Below are 22,218 nucleotides of genomic sequence, written 5' to 3' on the forward strand. Positions count from 1 at the left end.
CGGGGGATGTCACCAGTTACGACCGGGCCGGCGGCTCATCTGTGACAGCGTTCCGGTGCCCGGAGACCGATTCGGTGTGTGTGCGTCGTCACCCGTTGTGCCCGGACAGGACGCGTTCCAGGGGACGCCGGGATCGGCGAGGAGTTCGTCACCGACGTCCGCGCCGGAGGTGATGAGCGTGCGGATCGGGTCGACGACGTCCCACACGTTGACGTCCGTCCCGGTCGACTCCACCTCCGAGTTCGGCAGGAGTTCGACGCCGTGGTCGGGGTGCAGCGCGGCGAACGCCTCGGCCGCCTCGCGTCCCAGCACCTTCAGCAGCGGCAGCTCCGGGTGTTCGAGTACGGTCACGTCGGCGCCGGCCGTCCGGGTCGCACGTGTGTCGAGCAGCAGCTCGACGTCGTTGTTTGACCCGGTACCGGTCCTCGGGCGACCGCGCATACGGCCTCTCACGCTCGTCACCGACGAAGACGGGGCAGTGTGAGCCGCCCTTCTCACAGAGTGGGGCGGCGATTTCCGTCGGCGTGAGGCGGGGCGCGGTCGCCGGCCTCAGTCGGTCAGCGACGCCACGTAGGGGGCGAGCTTGGCCGGGTTCATGACCCACATGATGCGTTCGATGCCCCGCTCGGAGACGTCGACGCAGAGCAGGGCCACCGGGTTGCCCCCGGCCGACACGAGGACCGCGGGCCGGCCGTTGGCCTCGACCCAGCGGACCTCCGCCGGGGGCCAGAACCGCGGGGCGAAGGCGACGAGGTACTTGGAGACGTGCAGCCGGCCGACGACCGGGATCTTGGACGCCCCGCGGATGCCGCCGCCGTCGGCGTAGCTGACCACGTCCTGCGCGAGGACGTTCTCCAGCCCTGACAGGCTGCCGGTACGGGCCGCGTCGAGGAACACCTCCAGCAGGCGCCGGTGCGCGGTCGAACTGACCGGCTCCTTGCGCTCCGCCGCCATGTGCTTGCGGGCCCGGGTCACCAGCTGGCGGGTGTGCGCCTCGTTCGTCTCCAGGATCTCCGCGATCCGCTTGTACGGGTAGTCGAACGCCTCCCGCAGCACATAGGCGGCCCGTTCCACGGGGTTGAGCCTCTCCAGGAGCAGGAGCACCGCCATGTCCAGCGCCTCGGCCCGCTCCGCGCCCAGCTGCGGATCCGCCCGGGTGTCGACCGGCTCCGGCAGCCAGGGCCCGGTGTACGACTCACGCCGCACCCTGGCGGACTGGGCGACGTTGATCGCCAGCCGCGCGGTGACGGTCGCGAGGAACGCGGCCGGCTCCTTGATCTCGCTGCGGTCGGTCTTCTGCCACCGCAGCCACGCGTCCTGGACGACGTCCTCGGCCTCCGCGGCGGTGCCGAGTACCCGGTAGGCGATGCCGAAGAGCTGGGGGCGCGCCGCCATGAACTGCTGTGCTGCCCGGTCGAGGGAGTCTGTGCCGTCCTCGGCGCGCATGGAATGTCCTCCAGTCCTGGACGATCAGGCTACAAGCGGGCACGGCCGGACGCGCGGCCGGGGCCGCCCGTCAGCGCCGCCCGAGCCGCACGGCCAGCACGGCGGGATCGGCCCGTCGGGGCAGCGGAACGAGCCCGGAACGCGCGAGCTCCGCGATCACCTCGGCCCGGGAGGCCGGCCACATCCAGAACGTCTCCGTGTACTCGCGCAGGACACCCCGCGCGCCGCGCACCCAGTAGTCGAAGCGTGTACGGATCCGGTCCGCGTCGGCCGACATCACCATGCGCCCTCCGTACACGTGCTGGCCCACCTTCTGGGCGGGCAGGACGTGCGTGGCCTCGTCACGGGGGAGGCGGTCGGGCGGCAGGTGGACGAGGAGCACCCCACCGGGCAGTAGTGCCTCGGCCACGGCCGGCCACAGGGCGCGGCGCGCGGCCGGCGGGAGACAGCCGATCGTGTTGTGGCATATCGCCACGTCAGCGACCTCCCGCAGCCCGGCCTCGCCGAGACCATGGGGGTGCACAGTGACCCGCGTCCGCATGCCGACGGGCAGCGCCGCCAGCCGCGTCATCAGCAGCGACCGCAGGGAGCGCGCGGGCTCGACCGCATGGACCGGAGCCCGCGACTCGGTGAGGCTCATGAGCGTGACCCGCCCGGTACCCGCGCCCACGTCCAGTACACCCCGGCGTGCGGTGCGTACGTCTCGGGCGTAGAACCGGTGCACACGGACCCTGTCCCGGTCCGCTTGAAGGATGTCGTAGAACTCGGCACTGACCTCGTAGGCGTCCCGTGGCTCCGGGCTCGGCGGATCAACGGTGACATCTGTCAAGAAAGGGAACATATAGAGACAGACAGGCCGGACGGCCCATCTGTGACAGCGGGCTCGACGGAGAGTGCACCGACGCCGGGCAGGGCCACGACAGGCGTTGGTAGCGTCGATCGTGCCGCGCCTGCCGGTGCGATGTGCCGACCGACCGAGAGAGATGCGATGTCCCCGACGATCCGCAGGGCTGTGATCCCCGCCGCCGGACTCGGCTCCCGACTGCTGCCCCTGACGAAGGCGACACCCAAGGAGATGCTCCCGGTCGGCGACAAGCCGGTCATCGAGCACACCGTGCGCGAGCTGGTCGACTCCGGAATCACCGACATCACCATCGTGGTCTCCGGCGGCAAGAGCCTCATCCAGGACCACTTCCGACCCAACCCCGCCCTCGTCGAACAGCTCCGCGCCGACGGCAAGACGGCCTACGCCGACGCCGTCGAGGAGGTCGCCGAGCTGGCCCGCAAGGGCCACATCACCTACCTCGACCAGCACGGCCCGTACGGCAACGGCACCCCGGTGCTGAACGCCGCCCGCTCCTTCGGCGACGAGCCCGTGCTCGTGCTGTGGCCCGACGACGTCTTCGTGGCCGAGGTCCCCCGTGCCCAGCAGCTGATCCGCGCCTACGAGCAGACCGGCTGCCCGGTGCTGGCCCTGCTGCCCATGGATCCGACCGAGTCCCAGCGCTACGGCGTCCCCGTCGTCAAGGAGGACCTCGGAGACGGCCAGCTGCGCATCACCGGCCTGGTCGAGAAGCCCGAGCCCGCCTCCGCCCCGTCGTCGTACGCGGCCATCGGCGGCTACGTCGTCACCCCCGGCATCATCGACGAACTGCGCGAGCAGACCCGCCGCTGGTACGAGCACCGGACCGGCGAGGTCTATCTGACCGACGCCATCAACGCCTACGCCGCCACCCGCGCGGTGTACGGGCAGGTCATCAAGGGCCGCTGGTACGACACCGGCAACCCGGCCGACTACCTGGTCGCCCAGATGGCGTCCGCCCTCGCCCACCCGGAGTACGGCCCCCTTCTGCGCGGTCTGGTCGCCGGGCTCGACGACGCCGGCTGACCCGGCGCCTCACGGCACGGGCCGGTCCGTCGGTGCGGGCGCGTCCTGCCGGGCGCGGATGAGGGAGATCACCGTGTCGGTCGTGCGGTCGAGAAGGCTGCGCCCGTCGGGCAGCCGCTGTTCCCGGCTGATGTAGCTGCGGGGGCCGAGATGGGTCGCCGGATCGAGCCGATGCACGGTGATCTTCCCGGCCCGCCGGGCACGGTTCCAGCCGCTGCCGCGGAACAGGCGCCAGCGCTGCGGGAACATCCAGGTGCCGACCCACTCGATCCGGTCGTGAGCACTGGTGAGCCGGTGCAGCTGCTCGACTCGTGAGAGGTCGTTGGCGCCGTTGTGGAACCCGCCGAGCGTGATCACGACGAGCGGGCAGCGCAGCTGGGTGTGCAGTTCGTCGGCCGCGCCGGTGGCGACCTGCGCCCCGCCGCTGTAGCTGAGCAGCACGACCGGCACCCCGCTGCCGGGCCGGTAGCCGGCGAGCTGCAACTGCGTGGCGATCTGGGAGCCGACGGCCCGGTTGTACAGGGGGCGGTAGCGGTGGTCGGCGGCGACGAAGATCTGCATGACGTTGTGCAGGAACAGCAGCAGACCGATGTGCCGGCGCAGCCACGCCCACACCGGACGGTCGGCGAGCGGGTCGGCCAGCGGCGAGTAGGGCTGCACCTGGCCCAGCACCCGCAGCTCGGGTGCCCCGGCGAGCACCGCCTTGACCAGCTGTCCGCCGTCCCGCGTGTCACGGACGCGGCGCTTGCCGATGCCGTCGAGGTAGACCAGGTAGGCCGCCGGGGGAGCGTCGGCTGCCGCGCCCCGGGCGTAGGGCACGCCCTCGGGCAGCTCGGTGGTGGGTGCCCGGAAGCCGGCGCCGTAGGCCAGCACCTCGTAGCGGGCCAGCAGCCCCTCGGCGAGCAGGACGGGCCCGAGCACGCAGGCCCAGAGCAGGAAGTCGTTCATGGGATCGGCTCCGGTGTACGAGGCGTACTGAGCCGGACGACCAGCCGCCGCACGGCTTCGACGGCGAGGCCGAGTCCCACCCCGGCGACGGCCACGCAGCCGGCGGCGCCCCACCAGCCGAGGTCGGTCGCCGCCGCGAGCGGTCCGGCCAGACCGGCCCCGACCCCCACGAACAGCACCAGGTGCAGCAGCGGTCCGAGCAGCGGGAACGCGAGCACGGCGCACAGCAGCAGCGGGGCGGCCAGGCCAGGCGTCCACTCCAGGGCGTCGCCCGCCGCCGCCGGGGAGGACACCACCAGCTCGGCCAGGGTCCACGCGGTCAGCGGCCACAGCGCGAATACGGCGGCCTCGACCAGACCCGCCCCGATCAGCAGCCCGACCACCAGCGTCCGGGGCATGCCGGGCCGGCGCGCCAGCAGCGGCAGGATGCGCCCGGCGGCCTCCGACAGCCCGGCGAACAGCAGCAGCACGATCACGAGGGACATGACTCAGCCCTGCTGTGCCGGATCGGCGGTGACCGGCCGGCGGGCAGCGCCGGCCCCTTGCATGTACCGCTCCAGTTCGTCGGCTGCCCTCCGGTGGCCGCCCGCTTCGTGCTGGGCGGCCTTCAGGGCGGACGCCGCCTCCCGGAAGGCGGGCTCGTGCAGCAGGCGTCGGGCGAGGGCGCGCACCGAGCCCTTGTCGACGTCCTCGGTACGGACCGACAGGCCCGCGCCCAGCTCGACCACACGAGCCGCGGTCATCGGCTGGTCGGCGCCCTGCGGGACCACCAGCATCGGGACCCCCGCGTGCGTGGCCTCGTTGACGCTGTTCATCCCACCGTGGGTGAGGAACAGTGCCGCACGGTCCAGAACCTCCAACTGCGGTACGAAACGCAGCGGGAGCACATGGGCGGGCAGCGGCCCCAGGGCCTCGGGCACGGTCTGCCCGGTGGACACGATCACCGTGCCGCCGAGCGGAGCGAGCGCGATGGCGAACGTACGCAGCAGCTTCGGATCGGCGCCGAACACCGTGCCGAGCGAGGCGTACAGCACCGGGCTGCGGAGCCGGTCGGCGTCGAACGACGGATCGGCCGGGCGGGCACCGATGCTCGGGCCGACGAAACGGTAGGACTCGTCGAAGTGCTCGACGGCCGGCTGGAACGTCCGTGAGGTGTACACCAGATTGAGCCCCTGGCGGATGTTCAGCAGGTCGAGCGGCGGCAGTCCGCGCGCGTCGAACCGGCGGCGCAGCTCTCCGCGGGCCCGCAAGTAGCCCCGTACGCTGCCGAGTTGACCGCGCGCCGCCGCCAGCAGATCCCACGAGGCGTGAGTGGGGCTGGGGACCTGCCGGTTGAAGGCGAACGTGGTGAACGACGAGGCCGCGGGCACGCCCAGTTCACGTGCCGCCACCGCGCCCCACAGACAGGAACTGTCGTGGACGATCAGGTCGGGCCCGTCGCGGCGCAGGTCGTCCAGCACGGTGGGCAGCAGACGCAGACTCGTGGTCGCGAGCGACTCCAGCAGGGTGACCGGTGTCGGCGGATCGGGCAACGGCTGCTCGCCGCCGGGATACAGACGCACGGACGCGCCGGTGGCCTCGATCTCCTGACGGAACGCCGGCGAGGTGTGGTACGTGACGGTGTGCCCGCGCCGGACGAGCTCGGCCACCACCGGCAGCGTCGGATTGATGTGCCCGTGCATGCCGATGTTGAGGAACGCGATGGTACTCACAGCCCGGCCTCGCCTACGGAAGAAATCGATGCCCCGCCCGCACCGGCGGCCGCGGGCAGCGGGCCGTCGAGCCGGTACAGGCCCGGCCCGTCGATGCGCAGCCCGTCCAGGAAGCGCCCCGCCGAGCCGGCCGCGGTGCTGATCAGCCGCTGGGAATGACCGAAGTCCCACGGGGCGGGCCAGATCTCGATGCCGGTGGGCAGCACGACGGTCGGGACGTGCCGGGACACCTCGCGCAGATCGCGCTCGATCCGATGGCGCAACAGCAGCGTTCCGGCCCGGGCCGCGACCGCGCCGGCCCGCAGACGCCCGCCGATCGGGCGCGGCGCCACGCTCTGCGGCCCGGTCGACACGACCACCACACCGGCCGCCCCCGCCTCCAGGGCCGCCAGGACCGGCACATACGCGATCACCCCGCCGTCGACGAGTGTGCGGCCCGCACGCTCCACCGGCGGCAGCATCCCCGGGACGGCCGCGCTCGCCAGCAGCGCGGACTCCAGGTCCCCGCGGTCGAGCAGAGCCGGAGCACCGGTGCCCAGGTCCATCGCCACCGCGGTGAACGGGACCGCCAACTCCTCTATCCGTGAGGGTAGTCCGGCGCGGGCGATCAGCCGGCGCAGCCCGCGGTCGGTGAAGACAATGGCCCGCGACGAGAGGTGGCCGAGCGGGTACACCTCACGGCGACGCAGCTGGGTCCACACATGGTCCAGCCACGGCGCCGCCCGGTCGGGATGAGCGGCCGCGATGGCGCCGTTCAGGGCGCCCACCGACGTTCCGATGATCATGTCCGGCACGAATCCCCGCTGTTCCAGCGCGTATCCGACGCCGACATGCGCCGCTCCGAGCACTCCACCGGCGCCCACCACGACGGCGACGGGGCGCGGAAGCGCGTCCAGTCCCGCCGACGGGGCACCGGCCGACGGGACCGGCGACAGATGACGTGCCCGCTCGGCTCGCGTCATGATCCACCTCTCTCGTCGTACGGGGTGGCGGGGCGGTCAGCCGAACATGCCGGGCCGATAGTCGCCGGCGGGCTGCTGGTTGATGACGTTGACGCGGTTGTAGGCGTTGATGACACCGAGCAGCGAGATCAGCGCCACGAGCTGCTCCTCGTCGAAGTGCTTCGCCGCGTCGGCCCAGGCCTCGTCGGTGACGCCACCGGCCGCGTCGGCGATACGGGTGCCCTGCTCCGCCAGCTCCAGGGCGGCGCGCTCCGCCTCCGTGAAGACCTTGGCCTCCCGCCAGGCCGCCACCAGGTGCAGGCGCTGCGCGGTCTCACCGGCCTCGGCGGCGTCCTTGGTGTGCATGTCCGTGCAGAAACCGCAGCCGTTGATCTGGCTCGCGCGGATCTTCACCAGTTCCTGGACCGTGATCGGCAGAGGCGAGTCCGCGAGGAGCTTGCCGGCCGAGTTGAGGTGCCGCAGCACCTTTCCCGCGAGGGGGTTTCCGAAGTAGTCGAGACGCGGTTCCACGGTCTTGATCTCCTAGCCGTTCGGGATGGCTTGCACACCACTGACCGGACGGAGCCGAAAGCTGTGACAGCACGGCATGTGTGAACCACGTCTCACCACCGCTCGCCGGAGACCGCCTCCTCGGGGCGGTCCAGGGGCGCCCTCGGCGTTACCAGGGTTTTTCCCGTACGTGCCGACCGAGACTCTCACCGTGCCGCATCCGAGAGAACCCGCAGAACACGCCGTCCGACCTGAGCCGACGCCCCGCGTCCCGGCGGGTCCCGGCCCAGGTCGTGCCGACGGGGCGGCCGCCCATCCCCCGGGGCGGCCGCCCTCTGTGTGTACGCGCGCGCCGGCGCTCCCGCGCCGGGCGGACGCCCGGTCCGTGACCGCACCGGCCCGGGCCCGGTCGACGACATCCCGCATCGGTAACCGCTGGCGACCCCGACGGCGAGACCCGAGGCTCGGGCCCGGTCGACGGCCCGGTCGAGAACGGCACAGCGGCCGGAGCCGACGGGACCGGTGACGACGGCGGTGTCGGAGACACCGTCCTGAAGTCGTCGCACGAACCCGTCGAGGGTGTCGAGCACGGTCTGCCGGCCGGCCAACCGGGCTGATCAGGCCGGGCACTTGGTCCTGTCCCGGCCCTCCACGGGTCATCTGCGAGAAACTGGCCGGTAACTCGGGTGAACACTGGATTCCCGCTCCGGAGACCATAGTTGGGGCTCCATCTGTGCCCAGTGGAGTCAAAACGAATCCAGGCAGCTCAGCGATGGATTTCTGACATACGTTCAGTTGACTCGGATTCCAATTCCCCGGACGGATACCGGACGGGTCGCCCGGTGCGCCCGGTGCGCCCGGTGCGCCCGGGGTGTCCGGACGGCCCATGCCGGAAGCCTCACGACCGGCCCCCGGGCTGTTGAGCAAGTGACGTATGCGCCCTGTGGGAAAAGATGCGCGCTTTGTGACTGTGTGGTGCTCTTGGTTGTGGAGGCTATGGCTGACCCCAGAGGAGATGGTGATATGCCTTCCATCAAGGCGATCGAGGAAACGACCGGCGTGCGGACCGACCTCGAAGCGGCACTCGACCCGGCCGAACCCGACGGCGTCTTCCGCGACAGCCGCGAGTGCGCAGCACTGGCGCTGCTCTCCGCGGACACCAAGCTGCTGCTGTCCCCCCCGACCCCTCGCCCCAAGAAGGGCTGAGCGGACGAACGGGAGCGACTGAATGGAGCAGTCAGGCACTTCGGCCCTCCTGCAGGGCGCTGTGCAGGACATTGCGTCCGACGTGGTCTCCGCCCTTCGGGGCGGAGACCACGTGCGCATGTCAGGCACCGCGGCGATGAACGACGTCGAAGGAGGCATGGCCCTCGCGGCCGTACGCGTGGTGGGAGCGGATCTGCTGCTGCCGCACGTCCTCTTCCCGACTCCGCCCGCCCCGGAGGCACTTGAGACGTTCCGCAGAACGGTGGAGGCCTTCCCCCCGCGTCCCGACGCGGCACCCACCGTGATGTGGAGCCACTGGGCCATGCGCCGCACCCTGGCGCGGCTCGACCCATCCCCGGCCGGCGACCCCGACACCGAACCAGGCGCGGACTGGCTCGACGAGGCGCCCTGGCAGACACTGACCCACCAACTCGCGGTCCTGGCACCCCTCGCCCTGCCCGGCGAGGACTGCGCCGTGGCCCGCGTGGCCCGGCGCCGCCCGGTCGACGTGGCCCGCGGCTTCGTCAGGGCGGTCCGCCGCAGGGACTGGCAACAGGCGGCCGGCGCCGGGCGCTGGCTGACCCTGCTGGACGGCGTACCGGACACGCTGGGCCTCGAAACCGGCCTGGACTTCGTGGAGTTGATGGGCGGCAGCGATCCCCGGGTGACCCTCCAGGTGCAGGCGGCACGGGTCATGCGGGCGGCCGGAGCACTCGTATGACGGCGACCGCCATGGGCGTCGGGGACATCCGCGAGGTGGGCGCCGCCGCGTTCGCCTGGCTGTCCGCGCACAGCGCCGACTTCGCGCTGGACGAGGACGCGTTCACCGAGGACGCCCACGTCGACGTCACCTGGAAACCACTCGGGGAACTGGCCCAGACCTGCCAGAGCGTACGGACGCACCTGCCGCCGTCGGACCCGCTGCACGGGTGCGCGTCGGACCTGCTGCGGTTCGCCTGGCAGCAGACCGGCCGCGGCGAACTCTTCCTCCGCCTCCAGCGGTCGGAGCCCTTCGCGACCTACCCCCTGGAGGTCTACTCGGTGTTCGCCGCGGCCGGGCTGCGGCATCCCGGGTACGAGGCGGCCGCCGCCACGACGGCCCGCACCCGGGGCTGGCGGCTCACCGAACAGGAACCCACGCGCCGCCTCGGCGTGCTGAAGGCCGAGCGGCGCAGCGGCATCGAACGGCCGGACGAGTCCGCCCAGGTGCTGCGGCGCACCTGGCTGGGCGGCCTGCCGGAGCCGTGGACCTTCGAGCGCTCCTCGGGGTACGCGCTCACCCACGTCGTCTTCCACCTCACCGACTGGGGCCGCACCCCGACCGGCGTACCCGCCGACCTCGCCGCCTATCTGGCCCACTGGCTGCCGTCCTGGCTCGACACCTGCCTGGACGCCACGATGTGGGATCTGAGCTGTGAACTGCTGGTCGTGGCCGGGAGCCTGCCGGCCCCGCCCGACCTGCCGGCCTTCCAGCCCGCCTGGGCCCGCATCGCGCGGGCCCAGCACGGCTCCGGGGCGCTGCCGCAGGAGGGCCCGGGCGCCGACGCCGCCGCCCCCGAGCCGGACTTCCTGCGCTGCTACCACTCCATCCTGATGGCCGCCTTCGCCGCGGCACAGACCGTCAAGCGCCTCACCGGCGAGGGCGACGACGACAGCGACGCGGGCGGTGACGGTCACCGGTCGCGAGCGGGCCGCGCGCGGACCCGCCACGACGGACAAGGAGTGCCCGGATGACCGACACCCGTCTGATGCACACCGTCGGCGTGCGCGCCCTGGAGTGGCTGTGGGCCCACCGCGACGGGTTCCGCCTGGAGCCCGACGTCGATCCCGAGATCGGCTTCCTGGAGCGCTTCAAACCCGTCGGTGAACTCGCCCTGATCTGCCGGGTGCTGTTCCGCGAGGGCGTCGCCGGGTCCCGGCAGGCCGACCTGGCCCGCCGGCTCCTCGACCACACCTGGCGGCACACCCTGGACGGCGGCCGGATGCTGGCGCGCGGCCAGCGCATCGAGCCGATGTCGCCCATCCCCTTCGAGGTGTACCTGCCGTACAAGGAACTCGGGTACAGCGAGCCTGAGGTGGAGCGGGCCACGGTGCTCTACCACCGGCTCGAGAGCTGGGCGGCCCTCGAACTCGACCCGACCCGGCGCCTCGGACTGGCCGCGTTCCAGCGCCGCTTCGGCCTCACGCCCCGCCCGCCCGAGGCGGCACTCGTGGCTCCGACCTGGCTCGCCCGCAGGCCCGAGCCGTGGACGGTCAGCGGGCACATCGCCTACGACGTCACGCACACGGTGTTCCACCTCACCGACTGGGGCGCGCACCCGGAGGCGCTGCCGCCGGACATCGCCGACTACCTCGCCACCTGGCTGCCGGTCTGGATCGACGACTGGCTGGACCTGAAGCGCTGGGACCTGCTCGGCGAACTCCTCGTCGTCGACGCCTGTCTGCCGCGGCCGACGCTGGACGAGCGGGGCTGGGCGGGCTTCGCCGCCGCGCAGCAGGCCGACGGCGCCATGCCGGCCGTACGGTCGATGCCGGAGGGTGAACCGGACGAGCTGTTCGACATCGTCTACCACCCCACCCTGGTCGCCGCGTTCGCCTCGTTCCTGGCCACCTCCCGCGCCCTCACCGAACTGACCCACGCGACGTCATGACCGCCGGGCTGCCGCCCTGGCCGGGCATCGACGACGACACGGAGGCGGTGGCCGAGGGCGGCATCCTCGGCAACGCCGGTACGGACCGGCCCACTTCGGCCGACGACGAGGACGCCCTGCGCGAGCGCGTGGCGCGGGCCGTCGACGCCATCGACGCGCCCGACGTGGTCTTCGCCGTCTCCCGGAACGGCCGGCGCACCCTGCACTGCGGTGGCGGCGCCCCGCATCCGCCCGTGCCCCGGGAGGACCTGCGGTACGAGATCGGCTCGGCCTCGAAGACGTTCACCGGGCTGCTGCTGGCCCAGCTCATCCGGCGCGGCCTGCTCACCGGGGGTGAGCCGGCCACTGCCTGGCTCGCGCCGGGGCGCCGCGCCGGCGCGTCCCCGGCGACCCTCGCGCACCTCCTCACCCACACGGCCGGACTGCCCACGCTGCCCCCCGACTTCTACCGGCGCGCACTGCCCGCGTGGCGCACCAACCCCTACGGCCGCTACCCCGCCGAGCGGGTGGTCGACGCCTTCCTGCGCCACCGCCCCCGGCATCGGCCCGGCACCCGCTGGCAGTACTCCAACTTCGGCGTCGCCGTCCTCGGCCACACCCTCGCCACCGCGGCCGGCACGGCGTGGGAGGAACTCCTCCGTACGCATGTGCTGCGCCCGCTCGGCCTCGACGGCACCGCCCTGCGGCCGGAGGACCCCGAGACCGACGCCGTGGGGCACGGCAAGGACGGGGTCACGCCCGCGCTCGCCTTCGACGCCGGAGGCTTCGCGGCGGCCGGCGCCGTCCGTGCGACGCCGCACGATCTGCTGACGTTCCTGGAGGCCCACCTCGACCCGGCCGGCTCCCCGCTGGCCGGAGCCCTGAGTGCGGTCCGCACCCCTGTACTGCGCCGCGGTCTCGGGCACCGGCACGTGCACACCATGGCGTGGTTCCGGCACCCCACGGACGGCGGGCCGCTGTACTTCCACAGCGGGGCCACCCTAGGCCAGCAGGCCTTCCTGGGCTTCAGGCCCGACACCGGCACCGCCCTGGCCGCGCTGTGCACCCGCCGCTTCCGCGCCCGCGACGCCTTCATCGCCACCGCGTACGCGTTGCTGGCCGACGAGTGACCGGGCCGGGCCGTCGGAAAGACGGACGGTGCGGGGCGCGCGCCCCGCACCGGAAGCCGTACGACTCCTGCGTCCGCCTACAGTCGCTGCCACAGGGCCGGGGTGGCGCCCGGCGACCAGCGGCCCTGCGCCTGGTGGCTCTGGAGGCACTGGTAGCGCACGCCGGAGTGGGTCACCGTGGTGCCCGCCTCGTAGACCCGGCCCGCGGCCCATGCGGTGGCCGTGCCGTTGTCCGTCGGCGCGGGGGAGCCGGCCTGCGCGGTCGCGGTCTTCAGGACCAGGCCGAAGTCGCTGAGGACCGGGTTGATCGGCTGGTAGAAGGTGGTCCCGCCGCTCGTGCAGTCACCCGAGCCGCCCGAGGTCACGCCCTGTGCCTGGGAGCCGGAGATGTACGGGCCGCCGGAGTCACCCGGCTCGGCGCACACCGTCGTCTCCGTGACGCCGTCCACGGTGCCCTCGGAGTAGCTGACACTCGTGTCGTGCTGCTCGATGGTCCCGCAGTGCCAGCCGGTGGTGGAGCCGGAGCGGCAGATCGACGCGCCGACGAGCGCCTGGACCGAGCCGGTCACCTGCGTGCGCTGGCCGCCCTCGCCCTTCACGTCCGACGTGGCCGTCCAGTTGCTGTTCACGCTGACCCACGACATGTCCTTGCCGGGGAACGTGGACGCCTCGAAGGTGCCCTGCGTGGCCATGTTGAACCCGCTGGTCGAGTCGTCGGCGTTGCCGCAGTGGCCCGCCGAGGTGAAGCCCTGCTGAGTGTCCTTGGTGACGGAGAACCCGATGGAGCAGCGCGCCGAGCCCTCGATGTAATAGGCCTCGCCGCCGACGACGTCCGCCAGCGGCCGCGGCCGGGCCGCCGACACCAGGACGGTCACGCCCTTGTCCTGGACACCGGCGGCCTTGATGAACGCGGTCGCGGCCGGCTTCCTTACCGCCCGGACGACCACCCGGTTCGTCGGCACGTCGACGTACCAGACCGGTGTGTCGCGCGTGTTGGCGCCGTTCGCGGCCTTGTCCAGCTTCTCCTTGACGGCCTGGAGCTCGCTCAAGGGGTGCTTGACGACGACGGCCTTGGCACCCTGGGCCCTAATGGCGGAGACGTCGTCGGCGTGCGTCGTGGCGACCGCGAGCTCGGCGGAGGTCGCACCCCGCAGCCAGGCACCCGCGAACCGCTTGCCGAGCGAGTTGCGCAGGCGCCCCGCGCGGACCCCGGCCTCCGCCTCGTTCACGAGCCGCTCGGCCGCCTGTCCCGGCTTCAGCTTCAGGTCACGCTCCATGGCGCGGACCACCGCGGCCGGCGGCCGGTCGGCACCGAGCGTCTGCGCGGCGGTGGACGCGGGCGCCGGCGGCGGCGCGGCCGTGGCGGCCGTGGTGACGCCGGTCAGCGCGAGGGCGCCGAGAGCGGTCAGAGCGGCGCGGCGACCGGCCGCGGTATGTCTGAGGAGCATGCGATGTGCCTCCATCGAGTACGCGTGGGATTCCGACCAGATGGAGGCCTTGACGCAAAGACATGCGCCAATGTCAGAAAAGATTATTTTTAGCGCTTTGGGGGGGTGCCGCTGGCTGCCATGTGCGCCAGCGGGGCGATCACCAGAGTTTCATCGTTCGTTTTCTTGAATCATTCGTGTTTGCAGAGGTAGGTTGGGCGCATGACCGCATCCCAGACTCCGACCCCCGCCGAGGAGCTCCGCGGTGCCGGCCTGAGGGTGACCGCGGCGCGTGTCGCGCTGCTCGACGCCGTCCGGGCCGGTGACCACCTCGGTGTCGAGGCCATCGCCTCCGGGGTGCGTGATCGCGTAGGTCATGTCTCCCTGCAAGCCGTGTACGAGGGCCTGCACGCGCTCACCGCGGCGGGACTCATACGTCGTATCGAACCGGCCGGAAGCCCGGCCCGGTTCGAGGGGCGTGTCGGCGACAACCACCACCACATCGTGTGCCGCTCCTGCGGTGTCGTCGCCGACGTCGACTGCGAGGTCGGCGAGGCGCCCTGCCTGACCGCGTCCGACGACCACGGCTTCGCGATCGACGAGGCCGAGGTCATCTACTGGGGCCTGTGCCCCGACTGTTCCACCGCCAACAGTGCACCCCGAGCACTGTGATCCACCTAGTTCGGAAGGTTTCCCATGGCTGAGAACCCCGATGCGATCGTCACTGACGCGAAGACCGAGGGCACGGGTGGCTGCCCCGTCGCGCACGGTCGCGCCGCGCACCCCACGCAGGGCGGCGGCAACCGTCAGTGGTGGCCGGAACGGCTCAACCTGAAGATCCTCGCCAAGGACCCCGTCGTCGCGAACCCGCTCGGTGCGGACTTCGACTACGCGGAGGCGTTCAACGCCCTCGACCTGGCGGCCGTGAAACGGGACATCGCCGAGGTGCTGACCACCTCGCAGGACTGGTGGCCCGCGGACTTCGGCAACTACGGCCCGCTGATGATCCGTATGGCCTGGCACAGCGCCGGCACCTACCGGATCAGCGACGGCCGCGGCGGTGGCGGCCGCGGTCAGCAGCGCTTCGCGCCCCTGAACAGCTGGCCGGACAACGGCAACCTCGACAAGGCCCGCCGTCTGCTGTGGCCGGTCAAGAAGAAGTACGGCCAGTCCATCTCCTGGGCCGACCTCATGATCCTCACCGGCAATGTCGCCCTGGAGCAGATGGGCTTCGAGACCTTCGGCTTCGGCGGCGGCCGGGCCGACGTCTGGGAGGCCGACGAGGACGTGTACTGGGGTCCCGAGACCACCTGGCTCGACGACCAGCGCTACACCGGCGACCGTGAGCTGGAGAACCCGCTCGGCGCCGTCCAGATGGGCCTGATCTACGTCAACCCCGAGGGCCCGAACGGCAACCCGGACCCGATCGCCGCGGCCCGCGACATCCGTGAGACGTTCCGCCGCATGGCGATGAACGACGAGGAGACCGTCGCCCTGATCGCCGGTGGCCACACCTTCGGCAAGACCCACGGCGCCGGCCCGGCCGACGCGGTCGGCAACGACCCCGAGGCCGCCGACATGGAGCAGCAGGGCCTGGGCTGGAAGTCCACCCACGGCTCCGGCAAGGCCGGCGACGCGATCACCAGTGGTCTGGAGGTCACCTGGACCACCAAGCCCACCCAGTGGAGCAACGACTTCTTCGACATCCTCTTCGGCTACGAGTGGGAGCTGACCCAGTCCCCGGCCGGCGCCAACCAGTGGGTGGCCAAGGACGCGCAGGAGATCATCCCCGACGCGCACGACCCGTCGAAGAAGCGTCTGCCCACGATGCTCACCACGGACCTGTCGCTGCGCTTCGACCCGATCTACGGCCCCATCTCCAAGCGCTTCCACGAGAACCCGGCCGAGTTCGCGGACGCCTTCGCCCGCGCCTGGTACAAGCTCACCCACCGTGACCTGGGCCCGAAGTCCCTGTACCTCGGCCCGGAGGTCCCCGCGGAGACCCTGCTGTGGCAGGACCCGCTGCCCGCCGCCGAGGGCGAGGCCATCGACGCCGCCGACGCGACCGCGCTCAAGGCCAAGATCCTCGACTCGGGTCTGACCGTCCCGCAGCTGGTCAAGGCCGCGTGGGCGTCCGCCGCCACGCACCGCGCCAGCGACAAGCGCGGCGGTGCCAACGGCGGCCGTATCCGCCTGGAGCCGCAGCGCGGCTGGGAGGTCAACGACCCGGACGAGCTCGCCCAGGTCCTGCGCACCCTGGAGAACATCCAGGGCGAGTTCAACTCGGGTGCCAAGAAGGTCTCCCTGGCCGACCTGATCGTCCTCGGTGGCTCCGCCGCCGTGGAGAAGGCCGCCAAGGACGCCGGTGTCACGGTCGAGGTGCCGTTCACCGCGGGCCGTGTCGACGCGACCGAGGAGCACACGGACGCCGAGTCGTTCGCGGCGCTCGAGCCCACGTACGACGGGTTCCGCAACTACCTCGGCAAGGGCAACCGCCTGCCTGCCGAGTACCTGCTGCTGGACCGCGCCAACCTGCTCGCGCTGAGCGCCCCCGAGATGACCGCCCTGGTCGGTGGCCTGCGCGTCCTGGGCGCCAACCAGAACGGGTCCAAGCACGGCGTCCTCACCGAGACCCCGGGCAAGTTGACCAACGACTTCTTCGTCAACCTGCTCGACCTGGGCACGACGTGGAAGTCCACCTCCGAGGACCAGACCACGTTCGAGGGCCGTGACGCCTCGGGCCAGGTCAAGTGGACCGGCACCCGTGCCGACCTCGTGTTCGGCTCCAACTCCGAACTGCGCGCCCTCGCCGAGGTGTACGCGAGCGACGACGCGAAGGAGAAGTTCGTCAAGGACTTCGTCGCGGCCTGGGCCAAGGTCATGGACCTGGACCGGTTCGACCTCGTCTGATCAGTCCCCGTAAGACGTCCGGGCCGGCCCGCTGGGGTCGGCCCGGACGTCTTTCACAGAACGCACACCCCGCACCATCAATTATTTAGACTTCAAGCTATAGGCTCGCCGCATCCAGACAGAGGCCGACGAGGTTCCAGGAGACTCGGCGTGGTTGACGGCGACGTAGTGGTGATCGGCGGCGGCTATGCCGGCGTCCGGCTGGCCAAGCGACTCGACACGACCGCGCGGGTCACACTGGTGGACCGCAAGGAGGTCTTCTTCCACCGCATCGCCGCCCTGCGCGCCGGAGTGCGTCCGGACTGGTCGCACAGCCCGTTCATCCCCTACGACCGGCTGCTGCGCAACGGCCGCGTGGTCGTGGGCAAGGCGGTCCGTATCGACACCGGCGGGCGACAGGTCGTCCTCGGCACCGGCGAGCGGCTCGCGTACGACGTGCTGGTGATCGCCACCGGCGCCGACTACCCCGAGCCGGCCCGCTTCAGCGGCACCACCACCGAGGAGGCGGTGAAGTCCTTCGCCACGCACCAGCACCACATCGCGACCGCCGGGCACGTCCTGGTCGTCGGCGGCGGGCCCTCCGGCGTGGAGCTCGCCGCGGAGATACGGCTCTCCCGGCCCGATGCCCGCCTCACCCTCGCGCACTCCGGTCCGGAACTCCTGCACTCCACGGGCAGCGCACGGGCCGGGCGCCGGGCGCGGGGCTGGCTGGAGTCCCACGACGTGCAGGTGTGGCTGGACTCCTTCATGTCGCCGGGCAACGACTTCGGCACCTACCGCGACGCCCGCGGCAACCTCATCGAGGCGGATCGTTCCTTCTGGGCGACCGGCACCACGCCCAACACCCTCTGGCTGCGGCTCGCCGGTCACGGCGACTGGCTGAACGCCACGGGCCACGTCAAGGTCGACGAGGCACTCCGCCTCCGCGGCCGGCAGGACGTGTTCGCGGTCGGCGACGTCAACGACGCGACCGACCTCAAGATCACCCCGGCCGCGCTCGCTCAGGCCGACCTGGCCGCCCACAACATCCGCGCCCACCTCAACAGCAACGGCAAGCACCGCAAGCAGCCCCGCTTCTACCGGCCGATGCACCGCACCCCGCTCATCGTCCCCTTCGGCGCGGCCGACGGTGTGACGGTCATGCCGGTGCCGGGCGGCGAAACAGCCGTCCTCGGCAGCCGCACCACGACCGTGGCCAAGGCGAAGAACCTGATGACGCCCTACATGAGGCGCCAGCTCGGCTACAGCGCCGCGTGAGCGCCGTCGGCCGGGCGGCCTGAACACGCCGGCCCGGTGTGGGGGAGGCCACGCCGCCGGTGAGATCGCGGGCATGTTCCGCGCCGGGGCGGCCGGGCTACCGTTTGCGGGACCCCCCTTCCCCTGATGGCCTTCGCCCATCGCCAGTACCTCGGACGGTCCGGCCGTGCTCGCAGACCTCTCCCCGCTCATCGCCGCGACCACCCAGTGGCTGACCCGCTCCTACCCGGCGTACGGCGGTGCCCTGGCCGCAGCCCTGGGCGAGGTGCAGGCCCGTCAGGCGGTCACGGTCGCCGCCTGGCTGCGCTACCCGACGCCGACCGACGCCGCGCTGGTCCGGATGGCCGGCCCCGGCGGTTCGGCCGGCCTGGACCGGATCACCGGCGCGGACATCGCCGCGCACGAGGATCCGGACGACTTCGCCTGGCGCACCTGGGTCGACGAAGTCGTCGCGAGCTGGGCCGCCTGCCTGCTCATCGACGCCGACCTGGCCCGGCTCGCGGTCTGCGCCGTCGCCGACGGCGGCCTTGCCGCGGCCCCGGCGGAGTTCCGGCGCCTGGTCTCGCCCGACGCCGACGACCGCCGGGCGGCTGCCCTGCTGCGCCACCCCGATCTCCTCGCCCCCGTGGCGGTCCTGCACCGCACGGCACTGGACGAGCGCCTCGGCCCGGGGCAGGCGCTGATCGCGTGAGAGGGACGCCCGCCGCCCGCGGAGGACCGGACTTCACGCCGCGTCAGTTCCAGAGGGCGCCTCGGGCCCCTTGGCAGGGCCCGCCACCTGCCGTCTACGACCGCGTCGCACACCACGCAGCCCCCAGCGTCGGCGCCGTACGCGTGCGGCCTAGGGTGCGGGCATGAGCTCGCAGGCATACCTCTCCGAACTGTTCTCGCTGGAAGGCCGGGTCGCCGTGGTGACCGGTGGCAGTTCCGGCATCGGCCGCGCCATCACGGAGGCACTCGCCCGGGCGGGCGCGAGCGTCGTGGTCGTGGCCCGCAGGGAGGCGGAACTGGCGGCGACCGTCGGTGAGTTGGAGGCCAAGGGCTGCCGCGCGGCCCGGGTGAGCGCGGACCTGGGCACCCGTGACGGCGTGCGCGCCGCGGCCGAGGCGGCGGTGGAGGCGTTCGGCGAGCCCGACATCCTGGTGAACTGCGCCGGGATCAACCTGCGGCCCCCGATGGGCGAGCTCGGCGAGGACGTCTGGGACACCACCATGGCCCTCAACCTCGACGCGCCCCACCTCCTCGGACAGCGGTTCGGACCCGGCATGGCCGAGCGCGGCTTCGGGCGGATCATCCACATCACCTCCCAGCAGGCGCACCGGGCGTTCGTCCAGAGCGGCGCCTACGGCGTCTCGAAGGGGGCGCTGGAATCGCTGGCCCGCTCCCAGGCGGAGGCGTGGTCGCCGTACGGCGTCACCTGCAACACGCTCGTGCCCGGGTTCGTCATGACGCCGCTCAACACCCGCCTGTCGTCCGACCCGGACAAGGTGGCGGCACTCGCCGCGCGCACCATGGTCGGGCGCAACGGCCTCGCGGAGGACTTCGCCGGCGCCGCCGTGTTCCTCGCGAGCGGCGCCTCCGCCTACGTCACCGGACAGTCGATCTTCGTGGACGGCGGGTTCTCGGTCCACTGAGCCCGGGGGCCCCGGCCCGTCAGCGCAGGTCGAGCCGCATCAGGATCCGCGGATGACCCGCCAGCACCGAGGTCGTGTCGGCGACGTGCACGAACCCCGCGCGCTCGAAGTTCCTGCGGATCCCGGCGTACGCCATCGTCAGGTCGACCCGGGCGTCGCCGTTGTCGAGCGGGTACGCCTCGATCACCGGAGCGCCCCGGTCGCGTGCGAACTCGACCGCTCCGGCGATCAGGGCGTGGCTGATCCCCTGCTTGCGATGGCCGGGGCGGACGCGGACGCACCACAGCGACCACACCGGGAGGTCGTCGACGTGCGGGATCTTGCGGTTGCGGGCGAAGGACGTGGCCGAGCGCGGCGCCACCGCGGCCCAGCCGACCGGCTCGTCACCGTCGTAGGCGAGCACCCCGGGAGGGGGATCGGCATGGCACAGCTCTGCGACGTACTCGCCGCGGGCCGGTCCGCGCAGCGCGTTGTTCAGCTTCGAGGGGATGCGGTAGCTCAGGCACCAACAGACGCTCGCCGTGGGCGACTTCGGGCCGAGGACCGGACGTACGTCCTCGAAGACGGATGCCGGGCGGACTTCGATGGCCATGGCACAACCCTTTCACGCCACCCGCACGGGTGCGGAAGCCGACCCGGCGACGCGTCATGCCGTGGCGTGGAACGCGTGCAGTGTCTTCGCGACGGCCAGGTCGGGGACCTGGCCGAAGTCCTCGTACCACTCGCCGACCACATGCAGGCCCGGCGGCTGTTCGGGGCACACGAGGTCGTCGCACTCGGTGCGCATGGCGGCGACGGTCCGCGCACTGGCGACAGGGACCGCCAGGACGAGCCGTGCCGGGCCGTGGCGGCGCAGGAAGCGCAGCGCCGCCGTGGCCGTGAGGCCGGTGGTCAGGCCGTCGTCGACGAGGACGACCGTGCGTCCGCTCACCGAGGGCGGCGGGCGGCGGCCGCGGTAGACGTATTCGAGGCGGTGCAGCTCGTTGCGCCGGTGCACGACGACGTCACCGAGCCGGTCCTCGGACAGATGCATCATGGCCAGGCTCTGCCGGTCGTACAGAGGCGGGTCGTCGGCGACGATCGCCCCGATCGGTGTCTGCGGCCGGATCGGGGTGCTGATCTCGCCGGCGATGAGCACGTCCAGTGGGGCGTGCAGGGCACGGGCGACCTCGGAGGCCACGGGTACGCCGCCCGGGGGCAGGGCCAGCACCAGCACATTGCTCAGGTCGTCCGACCCGGCCCACTCGACCAGCCGCAGGCCGAGCGCCCGTCCGGCGTGGGTACGGTCGCGGAATGGCACGGGACTCCTCCCTCCCGATCTGCGCAGCCGCCGAGTGCCCGGCCCGAGGCACCGCGAAACGAGCGGGCACCGGGGAAACCGGCCGGCCTCCGGAGCGGCATCCCGAACCGACCACCGCCCGGCTCCGCTGCACCCGTACGCCGAACACCGACAACCCAAATTGATGACGATTCAACTGTGGCCGGTACGCCGGGCTGCGTACACGCCGCGCAGAGCGCATGGTGGTGACATGAGCACGCGTCCCCCCGTGGTGGTGTCGCCGCCGGAGTCGGACGGCGGGCGTCAGGTGACGATCCGTGACGAGCCGACGGGCACCGCCTACAGCCTGTTCGACGTCATGGACCTGGTGCACCGCGCGGGCCTGCCCACCGAGGACCGGGCCGTCGACGACCCCGAGCTGATCGAGTGGCGCGGCGGCGGCCCGTACGACTGGAACAGCCCGGACCCCTCCGACAAGGGCAAGGGGTGAGGGCCGAGCGCAACCCGGACCCCACGGCATCGCCGGCCGCCACAACAACACCGACCGCACGGCCACCGTCGGCGGCGTCGGCTGGACCATCCGGTAGCGGACCGAGTCCGGTGGGGTGTCCGACACCGGAGCGCGGGGTACGCGGCGACGGACGGAAGGGGAGACCCATGCAGTTCCGTGACCGCGCCGAGGCCGGGCGGGAACTGGCGGAGCAACTGCGCATCCGTCAGGACAAGGGGGAGCTGCCGCACCCGGTCGTCCTCGCGCTGCCCCGAGGCGGCGTCGCGGTCGCCCGGGAGATCGCCGAGGTCCTTCAGGCGCCGCTGGACGTGCTCGTCGTACGCAAGATCGGGGCGCCGTTCCACGAGGAGTTCGGGGTCGGTGCGCTCGCAGGCGAGGACCCTGCGCTCTTCGACGAGCAGACCCTGTACCGGCTGGGGCTGAGCGAGGCCGACCTCGCGCCGGTCGTGGAGCGGGAGCGCAAGGAGCTGCGGCGCCGCGAGGAACGCTATCGGCAGGGCCGCCCGGCGCCGGGGCTGCGCGACCGTACCGCCGTTGTCGTGGACGACGGGGTGGCGACCGGCAACACCGCACGCGTCGCGGTGCGCGCCGTACGCAACCGGTCGCCCCGGCGGCTGGTCCTCGCCGTGCCCGTCTGTGCCCCGGAGGCGGCCGAGGAACTGCGCCGGGAGGTGGACGAGTTCGTCTGCCTGTACGAGCCGCGGCTGTTCAGCGCGGTGGGCGAGTGGTACGAGGACTTCCGGCAGCTCACCGACGCCGATGTGCTGGACGCGCTGCGGGGTGACTGAG

Annotated in this window: 24 protein-coding genes; 13 read left to right on the forward strand and 11 right to left on the reverse strand. The window is 72.3% G+C overall.

Annotated elements, in window-relative coordinates:
• Window positions 1-9: 9 nt before the first annotated feature.
• From AC3ETA_RS18625 to AC3ETA_RS18635, 3 genes are all read right to left on the reverse strand, one after another.
• Window positions 10-441 carry a hypothetical protein gene (locus AC3ETA_RS18625; RefSeq protein ID WP_432194022.1) on the reverse strand — a complete coding sequence of 144 codons (432 nt, stop codon included), beginning with the start codon at window positions 439-441 and terminating at the stop codon, window positions 10-12.
• A gap of 108 nt (window positions 442-549) precedes the next feature.
• Window positions 550-1,446, reverse strand: coding sequence for an RNA polymerase sigma-70 factor (locus AC3ETA_RS18630; protein ID WP_432194023.1), 897 nt, complete (start codon window positions 1,444-1,446; stop codon window positions 550-552).
• 70 nt (window positions 1,447-1,516) lie between these two features.
• Entirely contained in the window at window positions 1,517-2,275 is a 759-nt protein-coding gene (locus AC3ETA_RS18635) for a class I SAM-dependent methyltransferase (protein WP_432194024.1), read from the reverse strand.
• Between the two features lie 159 nt (window positions 2,276-2,434).
• Here AC3ETA_RS18635 and AC3ETA_RS18640 point away from each other — a divergent pair, with 159 nt between their 5' ends.
• On the forward strand, window positions 2,435-3,334 hold the full coding sequence (locus AC3ETA_RS18640) for a UTP--glucose-1-phosphate uridylyltransferase (RefSeq protein WP_432194025.1): 900 nt from the start codon (window positions 2,435-2,437) through the stop codon (window positions 3,332-3,334).
• 9 nt (window positions 3,335-3,343) lie between these two features.
• On the opposite strand, the gene AC3ETA_RS18645 is transcribed toward AC3ETA_RS18640, so the two are convergent.
• Genes AC3ETA_RS18645 through AC3ETA_RS18665 form a run of 5 tightly spaced genes read right to left on the reverse strand, consistent with a single transcriptional unit; the run spans window position 3,344 to window position 7,466 of the window.
• The gene (locus AC3ETA_RS18645) at window positions 3,344-4,282 is read right to left on the reverse strand and encodes a hypothetical protein (RefSeq protein ID WP_432194026.1); all 939 of its coding nucleotides are present in this window, start codon (window positions 4,280-4,282) and stop codon (window positions 3,344-3,346) included.
• On the reverse strand, window positions 4,279-4,767 hold the full coding sequence (locus tag AC3ETA_RS18650) for a hypothetical protein (protein WP_432194027.1): 489 nt from the start codon (window positions 4,765-4,767) through the stop codon (window positions 4,279-4,281). Before AC3ETA_RS18650 ends, AC3ETA_RS18645 begins: the two co-directional genes overlap by 4 nt.
• Before the next feature lie 3 nt (window positions 4,768-4,770).
• Entirely contained in the window at window positions 4,771-5,994 is a 1,224-nt protein-coding gene (locus AC3ETA_RS18655; RefSeq protein ID WP_432194028.1) for a macrolide family glycosyltransferase, read from the reverse strand.
• Complete coding sequence (locus AC3ETA_RS18660; protein WP_432194029.1) at window positions 5,991-6,956, reverse strand: patatin-like phospholipase family protein; 966 nt, start codon at window positions 6,954-6,956, stop codon at window positions 5,991-5,993. The genes AC3ETA_RS18655 and AC3ETA_RS18660 overlap by 4 nt, the downstream gene beginning before the upstream one ends.
• 36 nt (window positions 6,957-6,992) lie before the next feature.
• Window positions 6,993-7,466, reverse strand: a complete 474-nt coding sequence (locus AC3ETA_RS18665; RefSeq protein ID WP_432194030.1) for a carboxymuconolactone decarboxylase family protein — start codon at window positions 7,464-7,466, stop codon at window positions 6,993-6,995.
• Between the two features lie 1,002 nt (window positions 7,467-8,468).
• Between AC3ETA_RS18665 and AC3ETA_RS18670 the strand changes: the two genes are divergently transcribed.
• Genes AC3ETA_RS18670 through AC3ETA_RS18690 form a run of 5 tightly spaced genes read left to right on the forward strand, consistent with a single transcriptional unit; the run spans window position 8,469 to window position 12,411 of the window.
• Window positions 8,469-8,651, forward strand: coding sequence for a hypothetical protein (locus AC3ETA_RS18670; RefSeq protein WP_030958898.1), 183 nt, complete (start codon window positions 8,469-8,471; stop codon window positions 8,649-8,651).
• 22 nt (window positions 8,652-8,673) lie between these two features.
• Window positions 8,674-9,372 carry a hypothetical protein gene (locus AC3ETA_RS18675; RefSeq protein WP_432194031.1) on the forward strand — a complete coding sequence of 233 codons (699 nt, stop codon included), beginning with the start codon at window positions 8,674-8,676 and terminating at the stop codon, window positions 9,370-9,372.
• Complete coding sequence (locus AC3ETA_RS18680; RefSeq protein WP_432194032.1) at window positions 9,369-10,385, forward strand: DUF6895 family protein; 1,017 nt, start codon at window positions 9,369-9,371, stop codon at window positions 10,383-10,385. The genes AC3ETA_RS18675 and AC3ETA_RS18680 overlap by 4 nt, the downstream gene beginning before the upstream one ends.
• Window positions 10,382-11,302: a DUF6895 family protein gene (locus AC3ETA_RS18685; protein ID WP_432194033.1), complete on the forward strand. Its 921-nt coding sequence runs from the start codon at window positions 10,382-10,384 to the stop codon at window positions 11,300-11,302. The genes AC3ETA_RS18680 and AC3ETA_RS18685 overlap by 4 nt, the downstream gene beginning before the upstream one ends.
• Entirely contained in the window at window positions 11,299-12,411 is a 1,113-nt protein-coding gene (locus tag AC3ETA_RS18690) for a serine hydrolase domain-containing protein (RefSeq protein WP_432194034.1), read from the forward strand. Before AC3ETA_RS18685 ends, AC3ETA_RS18690 begins: the two co-directional genes overlap by 4 nt.
• 77 nt (window positions 12,412-12,488) lie before the next feature.
• Here AC3ETA_RS18690 and AC3ETA_RS18695 read toward each other — a convergent pair whose 3' ends face one another.
• Window positions 12,489-13,859, reverse strand: coding sequence for an alpha-lytic protease prodomain-containing protein (locus AC3ETA_RS18695; protein ID WP_432194035.1), 1,371 nt, complete (start codon window positions 13,857-13,859; stop codon window positions 12,489-12,491).
• A gap of 201 nt (window positions 13,860-14,060) precedes the next feature.
• On the opposite strand from AC3ETA_RS18695, the gene AC3ETA_RS18700 reads away from it, so the two are divergent.
• The 5 genes from AC3ETA_RS18700 to AC3ETA_RS18720 all read left to right on the forward strand — a co-directional run bounded on the left by AC3ETA_RS18700 (window position 14,061) and on the right by AC3ETA_RS18720 (window position 19,639).
• Window positions 14,061-14,510, forward strand: a complete 450-nt coding sequence (locus AC3ETA_RS18700) for a Fur family transcriptional regulator (RefSeq protein ID WP_093748167.1) — start codon at window positions 14,061-14,063, stop codon at window positions 14,508-14,510.
• Window positions 14,511-14,534: 24 nt separating this feature from the next.
• The gene (gene katG / locus AC3ETA_RS18705) at window positions 14,535-16,748 is read left to right on the forward strand and encodes a catalase/peroxidase HPI (RefSeq protein ID WP_432194036.1); all 2,214 of its coding nucleotides are present in this window, start codon (window positions 14,535-14,537) and stop codon (window positions 16,746-16,748) included.
• A gap of 150 nt (window positions 16,749-16,898) precedes the next feature.
• On the forward strand, window positions 16,899-18,005 hold the full coding sequence (locus AC3ETA_RS18710) for an NAD(P)/FAD-dependent oxidoreductase (RefSeq protein ID WP_432194037.1): 1,107 nt from the start codon (window positions 16,899-16,901) through the stop codon (window positions 18,003-18,005).
• A 166-nt stretch (window positions 18,006-18,171) separates the two neighbouring features.
• The gene (locus AC3ETA_RS18715) at window positions 18,172-18,696 is read left to right on the forward strand and encodes a hypothetical protein (protein WP_432194038.1); all 525 of its coding nucleotides are present in this window, start codon (window positions 18,172-18,174) and stop codon (window positions 18,694-18,696) included.
• Between the two features lie 163 nt (window positions 18,697-18,859).
• Window positions 18,860-19,639: an SDR family NAD(P)-dependent oxidoreductase gene (locus tag AC3ETA_RS18720; RefSeq protein ID WP_432194039.1), complete on the forward strand. Its 780-nt coding sequence runs from the start codon at window positions 18,860-18,862 to the stop codon at window positions 19,637-19,639.
• 19 nt (window positions 19,640-19,658) lie between these two features.
• On the opposite strand, the gene AC3ETA_RS18725 is transcribed toward AC3ETA_RS18720, so the two are convergent.
• Window positions 19,659-20,231 carry a GNAT family N-acetyltransferase gene (locus AC3ETA_RS18725; RefSeq protein ID WP_432194040.1) on the reverse strand — a complete coding sequence of 191 codons (573 nt, stop codon included), beginning with the start codon at window positions 20,229-20,231 and terminating at the stop codon, window positions 19,659-19,661.
• Between the two features lie 54 nt (window positions 20,232-20,285).
• Window positions 20,286-20,939, reverse strand: coding sequence for a phosphoribosyltransferase (locus AC3ETA_RS18730; RefSeq protein WP_432194041.1), 654 nt, complete (start codon window positions 20,937-20,939; stop codon window positions 20,286-20,288).
• A gap of 229 nt (window positions 20,940-21,168) precedes the next feature.
• Between AC3ETA_RS18730 and AC3ETA_RS18735 the strand changes: the two genes are divergently transcribed.
• Together AC3ETA_RS18735 and AC3ETA_RS18740 are read left to right on the forward strand one after the other, a co-directional pair.
• Window positions 21,169-21,408, forward strand: coding sequence for a hypothetical protein (locus AC3ETA_RS18735; RefSeq protein WP_432194042.1), 240 nt, complete (start codon window positions 21,169-21,171; stop codon window positions 21,406-21,408).
• A 167-nt stretch (window positions 21,409-21,575) separates the two neighbouring features.
• Entirely contained in the window at window positions 21,576-22,217 is a 642-nt protein-coding gene (locus AC3ETA_RS18740; RefSeq protein WP_432194043.1) for a phosphoribosyltransferase, read from the forward strand.
• Window position 22,218: the final 1 nt, after the last annotated feature.

The organism is Streptomyces sp. bgisy027 (assembly GCF_057710365.1).

Excerpts from the sequence above, each read along its gene's own strand:
- AC3ETA_RS18625 (WP_432194022.1), bottom strand. The coding sequence starts at position 441 with ATGCGCGGTCGCCCGAGGACCGGTACCGGGTCAAACAACGACGTCGAG.
- AC3ETA_RS18630 (WP_432194023.1), bottom strand. The coding sequence starts at position 1,446 with ATGCGCGCCGAGGACGGCACAGACTCCCTCGACCGGGCAGCACAGCAG.
- AC3ETA_RS18640 (WP_432194025.1), top strand. The coding sequence starts at position 2,435 with ATGTCCCCGACGATCCGCAGGGCTGTGATCCCCGCCGCCGGACTCGGC.
- AC3ETA_RS18645 (WP_432194026.1), bottom strand. The coding sequence starts at position 4,282 with ATGAACGACTTCCTGCTCTGGGCCTGCGTGCTCGGGCCCGTCCTGCTC.
- AC3ETA_RS18650 (WP_432194027.1), bottom strand. The coding sequence starts at position 4,767 with ATGTCCCTCGTGATCGTGCTGCTGCTGTTCGCCGGGCTGTCGGAGGCC.
- AC3ETA_RS18660 (WP_432194029.1), bottom strand. The coding sequence starts at position 6,956 with ATGACGCGAGCCGAGCGGGCACGTCATCTGTCGCCGGTCCCGTCGGCC.
- AC3ETA_RS18670 (WP_030958898.1), top strand. The coding sequence starts at position 8,469 with ATGCCTTCCATCAAGGCGATCGAGGAAACGACCGGCGTGCGGACCGAC.
- AC3ETA_RS18675 (WP_432194031.1), top strand. The coding sequence starts at position 8,674 with ATGGAGCAGTCAGGCACTTCGGCCCTCCTGCAGGGCGCTGTGCAGGAC.
- AC3ETA_RS18680 (WP_432194032.1), top strand. The coding sequence starts at position 9,369 with ATGACGGCGACCGCCATGGGCGTCGGGGACATCCGCGAGGTGGGCGCC.
- AC3ETA_RS18685 (WP_432194033.1), top strand. The coding sequence starts at position 10,382 with ATGACCGACACCCGTCTGATGCACACCGTCGGCGTGCGCGCCCTGGAG.
- AC3ETA_RS18690 (WP_432194034.1), top strand. The coding sequence starts at position 11,299 with ATGACCGCCGGGCTGCCGCCCTGGCCGGGCATCGACGACGACACGGAG.
- AC3ETA_RS18695 (WP_432194035.1), bottom strand. The coding sequence starts at position 13,859 with ATGCTCCTCAGACATACCGCGGCCGGTCGCCGCGCCGCTCTGACCGCT.
- AC3ETA_RS18700 (WP_093748167.1), top strand. The coding sequence starts at position 14,061 with ATGACCGCATCCCAGACTCCGACCCCCGCCGAGGAGCTCCGCGGTGCC.
- katG (WP_432194036.1), top strand. The coding sequence starts at position 14,535 with ATGGCTGAGAACCCCGATGCGATCGTCACTGACGCGAAGACCGAGGGC.
- AC3ETA_RS18720 (WP_432194039.1), top strand. The coding sequence starts at position 18,860 with ATGAGCTCGCAGGCATACCTCTCCGAACTGTTCTCGCTGGAAGGCCGG.
- AC3ETA_RS18725 (WP_432194040.1), bottom strand. The coding sequence starts at position 20,231 with ATGGCCATCGAAGTCCGCCCGGCATCCGTCTTCGAGGACGTACGTCCG.
- AC3ETA_RS18735 (WP_432194042.1), top strand. The coding sequence starts at position 21,169 with ATGAGCACGCGTCCCCCCGTGGTGGTGTCGCCGCCGGAGTCGGACGGC.
- AC3ETA_RS18740 (WP_432194043.1), top strand. The coding sequence starts at position 21,576 with ATGCAGTTCCGTGACCGCGCCGAGGCCGGGCGGGAACTGGCGGAGCAA.